Genomic DNA, 14,013 nt, shown 5'->3' with positions numbered 1-14,013 from the left:
CGTTACGTGGCGAATACACTTTATGACCGTACTATCGCTTTCGCTGGGATTTGCCAAGCTGTTGCTTTAGTTCAACAGGTAGCGAGAAACGGACATTGTGATCAAGATGCTTTTGAAACATCAATCAACGCTATTTTGAGCACGAACCCTGCTAACACAGTTGGCGTATTCGGTCGCGAAGCCGATCTAAAGCTCGGCCTAGAATGCTTGGTTAAAGGGATTGATAGCACACCATCAGGCAGTGAAATTACTCGTTACATTATTAGTTTAATGGCGTTAGAGCGTAAGTTAAGCTCTCGTAACGATGCTATGTCTCAGCTTGGTGATCGTATTCAAATGGCCAAGCGTCAGTCAGAGCACTTTGAGCTACTAGACGATCAAATGATCAGCAATTTAGCGAGCATCTATCTGGATGTCGTTAGCCCTATTGGCCCACGCATTCAAGTAACGGGCACGCCATCTGTACTGCAGCAGACGGCAAGCCAACACAAAGTTCGTGCGCTGTTGTTATCTGGCATTCGTAGTGCAGTTCTTTGGCGTCAAGTTGGTGGTAAGCGTCGCCACCTAATCTTCGGGCGCAAGAAGATGGTAGAGCAAGCACAAATCCTTCTTGCTCGTCTGTAGTAAAATATCAAATAAGCAGCTCGCGTTTATCGCGAGCTCATTTTTTCGACTAAAACAAATATCGCGCAAACGTTTGCGCGATATTCGTGACAATTGCCACAGTTATTGGTATAAAGCTCACGAAATTTAGAAACCCAATTCAGGAGAACATCATGGAACTGTCAGCATTGACTGCTGTTTCACCAGTAGACGGCCGTTACGGAAGCAAGACAATTGCGTTACGCGAAATTTTCAGTGAATACGGTCTACTAAAGTACCGTACTATCGTTGAAATCCGCTGGCTACAAAAGCTTGCTGCTACTGCTGAAATTGCAGAAGTGCCAGCGTTTAGCGCAGAAGCAAACCAATTCCTAGACGACCTTGCTGCAAACTTCTCTGAAGAAGATGCACGCCGTATCAAAGAGATCGAGCGTACAACTAACCACGACGTAAAAGCGGTTGAGTACTTCCTAAAAGAGAAAGTAGCAGACGTTCCTGAACTGCACGCAGTAAACGAGTTCTTCCACTTCGCATGTACTTCTGAAGACATCAACAACACATCACACGCTCTAATGCTTAAAGAAGCTCGTGAGAACGTGATTCTTCCAGAAATCCGTAACCTAATCGACGCTATCAAAGCACTAGCAGTGGAATACCGCGACATTCCTCTTCTATCTCGTACACACGGTCAGCCTGCTTCTCCATCTACTATGGGTAAAGAAATGGCAAACGTGGCGTACCGTATGGAGCGTCAATTCAAGCAAATCGAAAACGTTGAGATCCTAGCGAAAATCAACGGTGCAGTAGGTAACTACAATGCACACCTTTCTGCTTACCCAGAGCTAGATTGGCACAAGTTCTCTGAAGAGTTCATCACAGAGTCTCTAGGCGTAACTTGGAACCCTTACACAACTCAAATCGAACCGCACGATTACATCGCTGAGCTGTTCGACGCTATCGCTCGTTTCAACACTATCCTGATTGACTTCGACCGTGACGTTTGGGGTTACATTGCACTAGGCCACTTCAAGCAAAAAACTATTGCTGGTGAGATCGGTTCTTCAACAATGCCTCACAAAGTTAACCCAATCGACTTTGAAAACTCAGAAGGTAACCTAGGTCTTGCGAACGCTGTATTCGGCCACCTAGCACAGAAACTGCCTATCTCTCGTTGGCAACGTGACCTAACTGACTCAACGGTTCTACGTAACCTTGGTGTTGGTGTTGGCTACGCTATCATCGCTTACACTTCTACGCTTAAAGGCATCAGCAAGCTAGAAGTAAACCGTGAAGCGCTTCTTGCTGAATTAGACAAGAACTGGGAAGTACTAGCTGAGCCAGTACAAACCGTTATGCGTCGTTACGGCATCGAGAAGCCATACGAGAAGCTGAAAGAGCTAACTCGTGGTAAGCGTGTAGACGGCGAAGCAATGCGTAACTTCATCGACGGTCTTGAGCTTCCTGAGCACGAGAAAGCACGTCTGAAAGAGATGACGCCAGCGAACTATATCGGTCAAGCAATCGAGCTGACAGATAAGCTGTAATCCTCCTGTAACGACCAGATACCTAAAAGGTTGACGCGAAAGCGTCAACCTTTTTTAGTTAGGAGAGTTAGGTCGGGAGAAAATAATTTTAGTTATATGGAATGGATTATTAATTGAAGATCAGCCCCATTTGTTATGGCTGCTTTTGGAAGAACAAGGTTATTGTTCCTACTTCCACACCAAACTTTTTTATTTTCGTTAGATTGAAAACGTGTCTGTCATCCTGACGATAAAGCCAATCATCAAAAGCAACTGTCACTGATGAATCCTCCATTTGTAGCTCAAAGTCATATTGCCACTGTAGCGCATTGCCCTGCTCTTCCCCTGTTGCTACACCTATAATATCGTCTGCCTTACCTTCATAACGACCGTCTTCTAATCTAGTGATAACCCAAATTCGCTGGTCCACCTCTCCGTCATCAAACACGAAGTCTTCCACCAGCGTCAGCGTATCACCCGCTACAGTACCCACTATATCGACCTCAAAGCGACGCGTTTGCTGTCCGGTATAATCTTGCACCATCCCCCACGCCTTTATGTCGCCTTCGAAATAACCGAATACGTCAAAAGTCGGTGTAGAAGAGCGGTAATTATCAATGTCTGCGGAACATGCCGAAAGAAAAACAGCTGCCACTAAAGTCGCTGCTTTAAAAATTCGTTTAAACACTATCTAACCTGCCCTATCAATTGTTTTCGGAGTTTCGGGAATTCTGTGTTGGGTGATAACCATATAGCCAAAAATGCATCGTTCATTCGTTCGTCTTCAATGATGCCAACGTTCTTTACTTGCACGTCCCCAACCTGCTTATAAAACAGCTGACCAGATTTTCCATCTGTTAGATAAGTAAGCTCGTCACCTTTTTGAATATCAGGAAACATACGATCGAGCTCGCTGATCCAAGCTTTTCGATATGAGTCCGTAAAACCCAATTTCGCCCACTGCTCATCCGTCACATCAAGCAGCTGTTGCTTACTGATGTCTCTCTTGTAATTAATTTCCAACGCAAGGGGATGTGGCGATACGTCATCGCTTACGATGAACTTTCCATCAGGCGCTTTTAATCTTGAGTGATAAATATCGAAGATGAACCAAGTAAGTTGGGCTTCTCCAACAGTTTTCCATCCCTTCCAATTCGCAATGTTGCTGGCAGCTTCGCTATTTCCAACAGGTTGAGCTTGCAGAGCAAAAGAGCCAGTTACTATTACCAACGCAAGCAGCCTAGTCAGTCTCTGAGTTAAGTCTCTCTTCAAGCTTTCCATTTCCGTACACCTTGAGTATCAAGAGCATCATGACGCACCATTCGACAAACAACATTGCCAGTGTAGCGCCAGTGCTAAATCCAAATTCAACGGCTTGGAGCTTATAGCCAGCAAAGTAGCTCGCTGTTCCTCCGATACCGCCTACTATTGATACGTAGGTTTTTGGGAAACGGTACAAAATTGACTTGAGTTGATAGGCATACCAGGCGAACAGAATCCAAAGGCACAAAAGCCAAAGGGGTAACCATTGAGTGGCAAACATGAAAATTGAAAATTGCTGATTTAATGTATCAAGCACGAGACCAATCGTGGCGATAACACCAATACTTTTGAGCGAAGATGCGTCAGTTTTCAAACAATATAGTAGGGTTGCCAAAGTAAGGAATAACGTCACCCATTGCCATTGATAGGTTCCAAGCACCGCTGCAAACCAGCAGAGTTGGAACCATGTCGAAGCAAGAAACACCTTCATAACGAACTACGGGCGTTGAAACGTCATGTGAACGGCACTGATCGTGCGAGCCAAAAAGCCACCTTCACAGTAGCTCAAATAGTAGCGCCACATACGCACAAAGCGGTCGTCGTAGCCAAACGAGCGCACTTCATTCTCTGCTCGATTAAAACGTAAGTGCCATTCGTTCAGCGTCTTGGCGTAGTCCAAACCAATATCGAACAAGTCTCGCGTCACTAAGTCACTGTATTTTGTTGTGGCTTGGGTTAGTGAGGTTACCGACGGTAAAAAACCACCCGGGAAAATGTACTTTTGGATAAAGTCGACGTTGTTACTGTAGTAATCGTAACGCTGATCGGCAATCGTAATCGCTTGAATCGCCATCAAGCCACCGGACTTTAATAAAGACTCACAGACCTTAATGTACGAAGGCAGGAATTGTTTGCCCACAGCTTCAATCATTTCAATAGAAACGAGCTTGTCATAAGTTCCGGTTAGGTTTCGGTAATCTTCTTTGAGTAGAGTGATTTTGTCTTCTAAGCCACGCTCTTTGATTTTTTGCTCCGCGTACGCGTGTTGCTCTTCAGATATCGTTGTTGTGGTGACCTGACAACCGTATTGTTCTGCCATGTAAATCGCCATAGCGCCCCACCCAGTGCCAATTTCAACAACATGATCAGTGGGCTTCAGCTCAAGTTGCTGACATAGACGATCCATTTTGTTGATTTGAGCCTGCTCTAGAGAGTCATCCGCATGATTGTAAAGCGCCGACGAGTACAGCATATTGGTGTCAAGGAACGCTTCGTATAGGTTGTTACCCAAGTCGTAATGCGCATGGATATTTTTACGTGAGTTCTCTTCAGAGTTTCTGTTTGACCAATGACTGAACTTGTACAGTATTTTAGTCAACCAACTGCCTTGCTCTTCGAGTTTATCTAGAGCACGCATGTTAAGGGCCATCAGTTTCATTAATGAGGTTAAATCGGGGCTATCCCACCACCCATCCATATAAGCCTCACCAGCAGCAATACTGCCGCCCTGCAAGATCCGTGAATAAAAGCCTGGATGTTTTACCTCTATAGTAGCGACAACAGGTTGACCACTGTACTCCCCATTTGGCGCACTAAAACGCTCGCTTCGCTCTGTCGTTTCCGTCTTAAAACTTTCAATAACGGTTAAGCAGCCGATTTCCATTTTTTGCAGACATTGAAAAATAACTCCGCGAGCCGCTTTTTGCGTTGTCGTCAATTTACGCGGCAATGTCATAGAACTAGTATTTAACATGCAGAATTCTCCTTGTGCTTTTTATTTTTTTTGTCTGTTTTTTCAATATCGGCTTCTATTTCTTCATGCGTTGAATATTTAGGATGAGAATAAAAAGGTGCGCCTTTCACCCAAAGTTTTAATGCGTGCCAATAAATACCAACCATTACTTTTACCGTTTGTATTGGTGTAACGATCAAACACCTCAATAAGGTTTTGCTTGAAAGTGGCTTAGCTTTCATAACCATGGTGGCATCAAAGTGTTTCTCTCCTTTGTGACATTCAAGATGAATATTCAACTTGTCTGTCAAAGGCTTAATTCTCCAGCGGTAGAGTTGGTCAATCGGGTTGAATGGTGAAACATGGAATGCTTTATCTTGTTCCCAACCAAACTTTTCTTCTTTATCTGCTGACACCACGTAGTAATGTCGTTCATTCCAAGGAGTGTTACTCACCTCTGCGAGGAGATACTTCCATTCTCCTTCCGTGTTATAAACGTAGTAGAAATTAACGGGACTGAAATAAAGTCCTAGATAACGCAAGTGACAGACTGCGATTACCTTGCCGGTACAGCGAACACCTGTCAGTTCTTCAATTTTGCTGTGCACTGCCGCCTTGACGCTACCTTCACCAATGTAATCACTGCGCTTGAAGCGAGCCCAATGCCACCAACGCGAACCAAAACCCCATACTTTTTTCTCTAAAGCATCGAGCTCGTCTACATCGATGGCGGGCATAAATAAAGAGTAGTTCAACTCATGATTCACAGGCGTGAATCGACGGTGACGAACGTTGCCTATAAACAATCGGCTGTTCATTTGGCTATCCATATCACGCTGCGCCTTTTTCGAAAGGAACCACATTTTGTTCGCGGTACTTTTCTTCTAGTTCTTTCACAACATCAAGCGCGCTACGCACGCCATCTTCATGAAAACCGTTGTACCAATAAGCGCCGCAGAACCAGGTACTTTGTTTGCCCTGTATCTCATCTTTGCGCTGCTGCGCTGCAATAGACTCAGTGGTGAATACTGGATGATGATAAGTGAACGAACGCAAGACTTTATTTGAGTTAATTTGCTCAGTACTGTTCAACGTTACACAAAACGTATGTTCTGATTGAATATGCTGAAGAATGTTCATGTTATAAGTGAGCGAAGGGAGGCGTTGCTGTTCCTCTTCACTGCCTTCCAATAGGTAGTTCCATGATGCCCATGCTGCCTTACGTTTTGGTAATACGGCAGAGTCGGTATGAAGAACAACTTCATTTGCTTGGTATGTCATATCCCCCAAGATTTCCTGCTCAATTGAGCTGATATCCTCTAGCATTCTCATTGCTTGCTCACTGTGACAAGCAAAGATAACGTCATCAAACCAATGCGTTTCTCCGCGAACTTGAACGCCAACCCCTTTTTCGTTGCGAACCACTTTTTCGACAGGACTATTAAGACGAATATTCTCGGCAAAGCCTTTGGTCAATGGTGGAATGTATGAACGTGAACCACCTTTAATCACATACCATTGCGGTCGGTTAGTCACATCTAGCAGACCGTGGTTGAGGAAGAAACGTAAGAAGAACATAAGAGGGAATGCGCGCATGTCAGCTAAAGTCGACGACCAAATCGCAGCACCCATCGGTAAAATGTAGTTATCGGTAAAGAAAGCACTGAATTTGTGTTCGTCAAGGAACTCACCTAACGTCTGAGAGTGCGAAGATTGCTCGCTAGCGAAGCGCTTGGCAAGTTTATTGAAACGAAGTATCTCGAAGATAAATCGATAAAATTTAGGGTTTGCCCAGTTACGTTTTTGAGCAAACAATGTCGACACTGTGTGGCCGTTGTACTCTAGTCCGTTCCCATCGTTTCTGACACTGAAGCTCATTTGAGTCGGCAGACCTTCAACGCCAATCTCGCTCATCATTTTAATGAAATTAGGGTACGTACGATCGTTATAGACGATGAACCCAGTGTCTATCGCGTATTCTCTACCATCAAGGCTCACATCAACGGTTGCAGTATGGCCACCGATGTAATCGTTCGCTTCAAACAGCGTTACATCATGTTCTTTATGCAAGTAATAACCGCAAGTAAGGCCAGAGATTCCCGTTCCCACAATCGCTACCTTCTTTCTTCCTGCTGTTTTCATTTTTATTCCTTCTTATGATACGAGTTTAGCAGTTAGGCGAGCTTGCCAACTGTATGGAAGTAACGAGATAAAACGTAAAATACTGGTAAATCTCGCTGGGAAATAGATATAGGTCTTGTTGGCGGCTAACTGCTTCCTGATAGAGTCCGACGCTTGCTGAGTAGAAATGATCATTGGCATTTCGAAGTCGTTTTTGTCAGTCAACGGCGTTTCAACAAAACCAGGAAACACCGTTACCACTTTGATCCCTTTCTTTTTCAAGTCGACGGCGAGCGTGCGTGCAAAATAACTGACTGCCGCTTTGGATGCGCCGTAAGCTTCAGCACGAGGCAGTGCCACTTCTGATGCGATAGAGCCAACAATAACAATGCGGTGCCCTCTCTCTAAATGCACTTGGCAGCCTTCGACGCAGTTAGCAACACCGACAACATTTACGCTCATCACACGCGCCATGAGTTTCGCGTCGACCACTCCCTCATCCATGTACTCACAATCGCCTGCGTTAAAAACCCATGTGTTTGGCGTAAAGGGCAAATTAGAGAGCGCCTGCTGAGTTTCCTCATAATTTGTCACATCAAACTGCAATGTATGAATTTTGGAGGAAACTGCCTCCAATTCTGCAAGAACATCTTGATTCCGACCACAAGCAATCACATTCCATTCTGAGTTCGCATAATCTAGGGCAAGCTGTCTTCCTATTCCGGAGGTGGCGCCTGTGATTAAGATGGTGTTGTTCATTGTCCTAACCTCTGCTTGATGGTTTTAACGACTGAACCAAGTAACGGTAAATGCTCATAGAGCATCTCTCCGAGATCAAAATAGTCTCGGTGATAAATGACCTGACCTTCGCTAAATTTGAGGTGCGAAACACCATTGACGAGAATAGGCGCACCCTTCTGAAGTTTGGGATGCTGAAGGTCCATTGTCCAAGTTAGGAAGCCTGTATCTCCGACTTGTTGATGCTCATGGATTACAAAATCACAACTGATGACGTTGGCATATAATGAGGTGAAATAATCCGAAAGTGCTGGCCATCCTTCTAAACGATGCGCTGCGTCCTCAAATACTACATCCTGGTGATATATATCCTTAAGCAGATGTAAGTTCGCTTTGTTGAGCTTTTGATAGATATTGCCAACAGACTGTATGTCCATTTTTTACTCCTACACGCCCATTAAGTTGTACAAAATTATTATATGTACAAGATAGTTCATTCCACCAAAGTTGTACAAAAATAATTTTGTATAACTTTATTTCTGTAAGTAGTACGTGATGAAGTTCGCACGCGATCAATCGGCGAAAAAAAAGGCTTGGTCAAAACCAAGCCTTTTCAGCAAATTAACAATTATTTAAGTAGACACAGTTAGTATTGCTGGCCTCGCAACGCTGCAATACGTTTATCTAGCGGAGGGTGGCTCATTAGTAGCTCAGTCAGCGACTGCTTGCCGTTGATACCAAATGCCATCATGGTGCCATCCAGTTGAGATTCATGACTCACCTTCAAACGCTCTAGAGCCGCAATCATTTTTTCTTTGCCAACGAGGCGCGCAGCACCTGCGTCCGCGTGGAATTCGCGATGACGGCTGTACCACATAGTCAAGAAGCTAGCTAGGAAACCAAATACCAGTTCAAGCACCATGGATACGCCAAAGTAAACCATCATATTTGTACCTTGGCCTTCTTCATCATCGTTCGATGCCACGATATTGGCAATAAAGCGTGATAGGAAGATAACAAACGTGTTCACGACACCTTGCATCAACGTCATTGTGACCATATCACCATTTGCAATATGGCTCACTTCGTGTGCAAGTACTGCCTCTGCCTCATCACGAGTCATATTGTGTAAAAGACCAGTAGAAACTGCGACAAGAGAGTCATCTCGTTTTGCACCTGTCGCAAATGCATTGATATCTGGTGAATCATAAATAGCCACCGTTGGCATACCAATACCCACTTGTTGGGCTTGACGACCCACAGTTTCGACTAACCAATGCTCCGTTTCGTTGCGCGGGCTTTCAATGACCATACCACCAACCGAGCGTAGCGCCATACCCTTTGACATCATCAACGAAATAAATGCGCCACCAAAACCAAATACAGCAGCCATTACAAGTAAACCTGACAGACTGCCTGGTTGCATTCCAGTTACAGCGTAAACAATATTCAGAACAACACTAAGCACTAGCACGACAGCTAGGTTAGTTGCTAGGAATAACATAATTCGCTTCATTACTTTTCTCCGAGGAAGCTTATCGTTTTTTTAAAACGGATTGTTATAAGGAACAAATGGTAATCGCTATAAAAGCCAATTCCGTTGATTTTCATGTTCCGTGCGTTATAGATATAGTCTATCCGCGATAAAAACAAGGTTAAGCAATAAATTGCAACATTTGTTTTCGGGACTGAAATATTTGATTCAAGCGATTTCAAAACATGCTTTGGTAGGAGCTGGAACCTCCGTTCATATACATTTATCAAAATGATAAAATAAGCTCTGAGCTACTCATCATCTATTGATAGATGATCTTGGTGTTAAATCTATCACCTCTTAGCAACTTAGCTAGAAATTTTTTAATAGACCAAAAACAGTACGTTAGCTCTGCTATAGACTTTGGTCTTATTGTGCGGCTACATGGACATGCTAAATTCAAATGAGATGAACAAAACAGAGCCACTCTAAGTACATTGCAAAAAGTGCATTGGGTGAGCTCAAAAACTCCATGTATTGAGGGAAAAACCATGGTAGAAACTAACGACTATCAAATGGCTATTGATTTACTACGTTGTCACCTAGGCATCTCAGAGGACGAGGCAAAGCAACAACTTGGTATTTCAACCGATCATCATATGTCTCAGCGTGTTGCAGAAACACAACAAGCATTGATGGGGCTCAGCCAAGATAAGTAATCTGACTTTTTAGGTTACACCAACAAGAAAGGGCTGCATTGCGCAGCCCTTTGGGTTTTTTAGTCTTTTATCCTAAACACCATTAGTCAGTGTTTAGCAACGGCTCTACATTAATGTACTTGCCTAGCTCTTTGCGTTTAGCACTTGGAATATATGGAATTTCCCCAAGCTTAGGTGCATCGATACGTGCTTCTAGCATCTCGATAATTTCAGCGTAGTGCTCTGTGCCTGGGTTGACGCGGTTTGCCACCCAGCCAACAAGATTCAAACCATCCGCTTTAATACTCTCCGCTGTGAGTAAAGCGTGGCTCAAACAGCCTAATTTAATGCCAACCACCAGTACAACAGGTAACTGCTCTTCTTTTACCCATGTAGATAAACAGTCCGTATCGGATACTGGCACACGCCAGCCTCCAGCACCTTCAACGAGAACAACATCGGCTTGCTGCTTATGTTGAGCCAGTTTTTGACTCAGAACATCGTAACTTATTTCGACATGTTCATGCTTCGCTGCAATGTGGGGAGAAGCAGGCAACTCTAAAGCGTATGGGTTCACATCATCATAGGCCACATCGAGTGTTGCGGCGTCTTGTAAGTGTAAAGCATCAGAGTTGCGCCATCCCGCTTCAGTCTTGTCACTCCCTGCTGCCACTGGCTTATAACCAATAGTGTTTAGTCCTTTTGCAGCGATCGCTTGCAAAATGGCTTTAGACGCTACCGTCTTTCCAACATCAGTATCCGTACCAGCAATAAAAAAAGCATCAATCATAGATGTATTACTCCAAAACAAACCTGATAACTTGCAGGTAGAAGACCTTGATCGTTTTTAAACGCTTGGTACGCATGCTCAACTTTTAACAAAGTCTCGCGACTAGTTAAACCGTGTGAGCGCCCGCTTACGTGATTTGCACCTATACCTTTGAGGTCACGCATAACTGAAAATGCAGAGTCATACCAAACTGTGATGGTGGTCAAGTCTAGTTGATGGCTGTCACATCGAGATTGCGCTAACGCAATTTTTACCTGATTGAGCGTTAGAAAGTTATTGACGTGTTGATATGCATCAATTTTTTCCCATGATGCACGCAGCTCATACAGTGATCCATCAACCAGTGTAGAGAACCACGCTTTCCCACCATTTTTTAGCACGCGGCGCACTTCTTTTAGTGGGTAACTTAAATCTGTACACCATTGCAGCGCTAAACTTGAAAACACGTAATCGAAGCTATCATCGTCAAATGGTAAGTTTTCAGCATCAGCAACTTGGTAGTGCATTCGTACTGCACCACAACGCTGCTCTGCTTTATCTAACATGGCTTGAGAGATATCGCCGCAGACTACTTCCGCACCGCGTTGTTGAAGTAGTTGGGAGAAATAACCCGTGCCACAACCTAAATCCAATACACGTTTTCCCGTCAAGTTTTCAGGAAGTTTATCAAGCAGCTGATTCCCGACATCACGTTGAAAAGCCGCATGTTTATCGTATGTTTCTGCTGCTTTACCAAACGAAGAGGCAATCGCGTCTTTATCTTGATGGAAACTCTCTAACGCGAGCGTTTGCGCTAATGCGGTAGTTGCATTATCCATTACAGCGCTCCTAATGCTTGCTTCAATGCCATTGAAAGCGTTTTAACTTGTTCGTTGGTGTGATTGGCAGTGAGTGTGATTCGAAGACGAGACGTCCCTTTAGGCACCGTCGGTGGTCGAATAGCGGTAACCCAAATACCGTTTTGGCGACAAGCACCTGCTACTCGCAAAGCCAATTCAGATTCACCAATCAAAAAGGGCTTAATCGAAGTTTGAGTCTCAACAAACCCCTCAAGGTCGCTAAGACTATCTCGATACACTTCACTAAGCTCAGAGAGCTTTTCACGTCGCCAAGACTGCTCTTGAACCATCGAGACTGCATGAGTCAACGCATACGCTTGTGCTGGTGGTATCGCCGTGGAATACACATGGTGACGAGCAAACTGAGTCAAAAAGTCTCCCGTTGCGTGGTCACATAAAATAGCCGCGCCAGACATACCAAACGCTTTGCCGAAAGTAACGATCAGTATCTCAGGTTTAACCTTTGCCAACTCGCAAGAACCACCACCGGATTGACCAAGAACGCCAATACCATGAGCATCATCGACAGCAAACCAAGCATCATTACTGCGAGTGACTTCAGCTATATCGGTGAGCGGCGCACAGTCGCCGTCCATGCTGAATACCCCTTCAGTCACAACTAGATGGTTGTCTTCGCTATTAATCAACGACTTTAGGTGCTCGATGTCATTGTGTTTGAAGCGCTTCATCTTAGCTGGTGACAACGCCCCCGCTTCCATCAGTGAGGCATGGTTCAAACGGTCTTGGATCAATACGTCTGATTTTTCCAACAAGGTGAACAACAAGGCTTGATTAGCACTGAATCCAGAACCAAACAGAATTGCTCTGTTGTAACCCAACCATTCGGTCAGTGCGGCTTCTAAATTGCTGTGCGCGGCACTAAAGCCAGTCACCATCGGTGATGCTCCACTGCCACTACCATATACGCTTAAACCTTGCTGCCAAGCCCGAACAAGCGCTTGGTCATTAGCCAATCCTAAATAATCATTACTTGAGAAATTAATGTAGCGTCTACCTTCGTGTTCCAAAACGGACTGATTACCGGCAAACACCACATTCATAGAACGATTCAGCCCTTGCGTTTTACGCTCAGCAAGGGCGGAGTCGATTCGAGATTTAAACGCTGGCATCGTAGAAAAGGTCGTCTTTTGTCGGACGAGCAGCAACGCGCTCTACGACGCGATCTAGTAGCTCGTTTTCTTCGATTTCATCAGGTTTTTGAGACACCTCTTGGCTGTTAATGCCGAGCTTATTGAACAACATCATGTCTTTGTCTTCAGAAGGGTTTGGTGTGGTCAGCAGTTTGCAGCCATAGAAGACGGAGTTTGCACCCGCCATAAAACACAGCGCTTGCATTTGTTCGTTCATGTTTTCACGGCCAGCGGATAAACGAACGGCTGATTGAGGCATCATGATTCGTGCAATCGCAATCAGGCGAATGAAATCGAATGGCTCAACATCATCCACTTCTTCCAGTGGTGTGCCCTTTACCTTCACGAGCATGTTGATTGGAACGCTTTCAGGATGTACCGGTAAGTTCGCCAATTCAACCAACAAGCCCGCTCGGTCATTGGCACTTTCACCCATGCCGATGATGCCACCGGAACAGATCTTCATGCCAGCATCACGAACGTGAGACAAAGTATCTAAACGATCTTGGTAAGTACGTGTGGTAATGATGTTGCCGTAAAATTCAGGAGAGGTATCTAGGTTGTGGTTGTAGTAATCCAGACCTGCGGTTGCCAATTGTTTTGCTTGATCTGGCGTCAACATGCCTAATGTCATACACGTTTCTAAACCCATGCCTTTCACGCCTTTGATCATGTCGGTCAAATGTGGCATGTCACGCTCTTTCGGGTTTTTCCATGCTGCGCCCATACAGAATCGAGTAGAACCAGCATTTTTGGCTTTTTGCGCAGCATCGAGTACGCGTTCTACTTCCATCAGACGCTCTTTTTCGATGTCTGTGGTGTAACGAGCACTCTGAGGACAGTACTTACAATCTTCTGGACAAGCACCTGTCTTAATCGACAGAAGCGTGCTTACTTGAACATGGTTGGTTTGTTGATATTGACGATGTACAAGCTGCGCTTCGAATAGGAGATCCATGAATGGTTTTTCCATGAGATCGCGCACTTCAGCATGCGTCCAGTTATGACGAACTTCCACGTGTATTCCTTTAGTCACTTTTGTTGTTGTGTTGACAGTCTACTGAGTCTCGATAAACTGTCA

The 14,013-nt window shown here is 44.6% G+C and carries 16 protein-coding genes; 3 read left to right on the top strand and 13 right to left on the bottom strand.

What is annotated here, in order from left to right; genetic code table 11:
* The first annotated feature begins 6 nt into the window (after positions 1–6).
* Entirely contained in the window at positions 7–624 is a 618-nt protein-coding gene (gene hflD / locus R7F64_RS04155; protein ID WP_005378194.1) for a high frequency lysogenization protein HflD, read from the top strand.
* Between the two features lie 152 nt (positions 625–776).
* Positions 777–2,147: an adenylosuccinate lyase gene (gene purB, locus R7F64_RS04150; protein ID WP_005378198.1), complete on the top strand. Its 1,371-nt coding sequence runs from the start codon at positions 777–779 to the stop codon at positions 2,145–2,147.
* 133 nt (positions 2,148–2,280) lie between these two features.
* Here the strand turns inward: purB and R7F64_RS04145 are convergent, their stop codons facing one another.
* The 9 genes from R7F64_RS04145 to htpX all read right to left on the bottom strand — a co-directional run bounded on the left by R7F64_RS04145 (position 2,281) and on the right by htpX (position 9,496).
* Entirely contained in the window at positions 2,281–2,814 is a 534-nt protein-coding gene (locus R7F64_RS04145) for a DUF3833 domain-containing protein (protein WP_137281853.1), read from the bottom strand.
* Complete coding sequence (locus tag R7F64_RS04140; protein WP_158173783.1) at positions 2,814–3,407, bottom strand: chalcone isomerase family protein; 594 nt, start codon at positions 3,405–3,407, stop codon at positions 2,814–2,816. The genes R7F64_RS04145 and R7F64_RS04140 overlap by 1 nt, the downstream gene beginning before the upstream one ends.
* Positions 3,367–3,879, bottom strand: a complete 513-nt coding sequence (locus R7F64_RS04135) for a DUF2878 domain-containing protein (RefSeq protein ID WP_158173782.1) — start codon at positions 3,877–3,879, stop codon at positions 3,367–3,369. The genes R7F64_RS04140 and R7F64_RS04135 overlap by 41 nt, the downstream gene beginning before the upstream one ends.
* Positions 3,880–3,885: 6 nt before the next feature.
* On the bottom strand, positions 3,886–5,142 hold the full coding sequence (locus tag R7F64_RS04130; protein WP_017821710.1) for an SAM-dependent methyltransferase: 1,257 nt from the start codon (positions 5,140–5,142) through the stop codon (positions 3,886–3,888).
* Complete coding sequence (locus tag R7F64_RS04125; RefSeq protein WP_213891610.1) at positions 5,136–5,951, bottom strand: DUF1365 domain-containing protein; 816 nt, start codon at positions 5,949–5,951, stop codon at positions 5,136–5,138. Before R7F64_RS04125 ends, R7F64_RS04130 begins: the two co-directional genes overlap by 7 nt.
* A gap of 1 nt (position 5,952) precedes the next feature.
* Positions 5,953–7,263 (bottom strand): NAD(P)/FAD-dependent oxidoreductase, encoded by a 1,311-nt coding sequence (locus R7F64_RS04120; RefSeq protein ID WP_318071479.1) that lies wholly within the window; start codon positions 7,261–7,263, stop codon positions 5,953–5,955.
* A gap of 12 nt (positions 7,264–7,275) precedes the next feature.
* Positions 7,276–8,001, bottom strand: a complete 726-nt coding sequence (locus R7F64_RS04115) for an SDR family oxidoreductase (protein WP_167415121.1) — start codon at positions 7,999–8,001, stop codon at positions 7,276–7,278.
* A complete protein-coding gene (locus R7F64_RS04110) occupies positions 7,998–8,417 on the bottom strand; it encodes a nuclear transport factor 2 family protein (RefSeq protein ID WP_005378211.1) in 420 nt (139 codons plus the stop codon). The genes R7F64_RS04115 and R7F64_RS04110 overlap by 4 nt, the downstream gene beginning before the upstream one ends.
* Before the next feature lie 209 nt (positions 8,418–8,626).
* Positions 8,627–9,496, bottom strand: coding sequence for a protease HtpX (gene htpX, locus R7F64_RS04105; RefSeq protein WP_005388085.1), 870 nt, complete (start codon positions 9,494–9,496; stop codon positions 8,627–8,629).
* 509 nt (positions 9,497–10,005) lie between these two features.
* Between htpX and R7F64_RS04100 the strand changes: the two genes are divergently transcribed.
* Complete coding sequence (locus R7F64_RS04100; RefSeq protein WP_005378215.1) at positions 10,006–10,173, top strand: hypothetical protein; 168 nt, start codon at positions 10,006–10,008, stop codon at positions 10,171–10,173.
* A gap of 82 nt (positions 10,174–10,255) precedes the next feature.
* On the opposite strand, the gene bioD is transcribed toward R7F64_RS04100, so the two are convergent.
* The 4 genes from bioD to bioB are packed head-to-tail and all read right to left on the bottom strand — an operon-like array spanning position 10,256 to position 13,950.
* Positions 10,256–10,942, bottom strand: a complete 687-nt coding sequence (gene bioD, locus R7F64_RS04095; RefSeq protein ID WP_171344577.1) for a dethiobiotin synthase — start codon at positions 10,940–10,942, stop codon at positions 10,256–10,258.
* Entirely contained in the window at positions 10,939–11,760 is an 822-nt protein-coding gene (gene bioC, locus R7F64_RS04090) for a malonyl-ACP O-methyltransferase BioC (protein WP_258457648.1), read from the bottom strand. Before bioC ends, bioD begins: the two co-directional genes overlap by 4 nt.
* A complete protein-coding gene (gene bioF, locus R7F64_RS04085) occupies positions 11,760–12,911 on the bottom strand; it encodes an 8-amino-7-oxononanoate synthase (protein WP_318071478.1) in 1,152 nt (383 codons plus the stop codon). Before bioF ends, bioC begins: the two co-directional genes overlap by 1 nt.
* A complete protein-coding gene (bioB, locus tag R7F64_RS04080; RefSeq protein WP_005378222.1) occupies positions 12,898–13,950 on the bottom strand; it encodes a biotin synthase BioB in 1,053 nt (350 codons plus the stop codon). The genes bioF and bioB overlap by 14 nt, the downstream gene beginning before the upstream one ends.
* Between the last annotated feature and the right edge of the window lie 63 nt (positions 13,951–14,013).

Source organism: Vibrio sp. Vb1980 (assembly GCF_033338615.1).
Taxonomy (GTDB): Bacteria; Pseudomonadota; Gammaproteobacteria; order Enterobacterales; family Vibrionaceae; genus Vibrio; species Vibrio alginolyticus.
The sequence above is the reverse complement of the archived record's forward strand: the minus strand, read 5'-3'. Positions and strand labels throughout refer to the sequence as shown.

What these genes read in the sequence shown, in the direction of transcription:
- bioF (WP_318071478.1), bottom strand. Translation starts at nt 12,911, where the DNA reads ATGCCAGCGTTTAAATCTCGAATCGACTCCGCCCTTGCTGAGCGTAAA.
- bioC (WP_258457648.1), bottom strand. Translation starts at nt 11,760, where the DNA reads ATGGATAATGCAACTACCGCATTAGCGCAAACGCTCGCGTTAGAGAGT.
- htpX (WP_005388085.1), bottom strand. Translation starts at nt 9,496, where the DNA reads ATGAAGCGAATTATGTTATTCCTAGCAACTAACCTAGCTGTCGTGCTA.
- bioD (WP_171344577.1), bottom strand. Translation starts at nt 10,942, where the DNA reads ATGATTGATGCTTTTTTTATTGCTGGTACGGATACTGATGTTGGAAAG.
- R7F64_RS04130 (WP_017821710.1), bottom strand. Translation starts at nt 5,142, where the DNA reads ATGTTAAATACTAGTTCTATGACATTGCCGCGTAAATTGACGACAACG.
- R7F64_RS04115 (WP_167415121.1), bottom strand. Translation starts at nt 8,001, where the DNA reads ATGAACAACACCATCTTAATCACAGGCGCCACCTCCGGAATAGGAAGA.
- R7F64_RS04120 (WP_318071479.1), bottom strand. Translation starts at nt 7,263, where the DNA reads ATGAAAACAGCAGGAAGAAAGAAGGTAGCGATTGTGGGAACGGGAATC.
- R7F64_RS04140 (WP_158173783.1), bottom strand. Translation starts at nt 3,407, where the DNA reads ATGGAAAGCTTGAAGAGAGACTTAACTCAGAGACTGACTAGGCTGCTT.
- R7F64_RS04100 (WP_005378215.1), top strand. Translation starts at nt 10,006, where the DNA reads ATGGTAGAAACTAACGACTATCAAATGGCTATTGATTTACTACGTTGT.
- purB (WP_005378198.1), top strand. Translation starts at nt 777, where the DNA reads ATGGAACTGTCAGCATTGACTGCTGTTTCACCAGTAGACGGCCGTTAC.
- R7F64_RS04110 (WP_005378211.1), bottom strand. Translation starts at nt 8,417, where the DNA reads ATGGACATACAGTCTGTTGGCAATATCTATCAAAAGCTCAACAAAGCG.
- R7F64_RS04135 (WP_158173782.1), bottom strand. Translation starts at nt 3,879, where the DNA reads ATGAAGGTGTTTCTTGCTTCGACATGGTTCCAACTCTGCTGGTTTGCA.
- R7F64_RS04125 (WP_213891610.1), bottom strand. Translation starts at nt 5,951, where the DNA reads ATGGATAGCCAAATGAACAGCCGATTGTTTATAGGCAACGTTCGTCAC.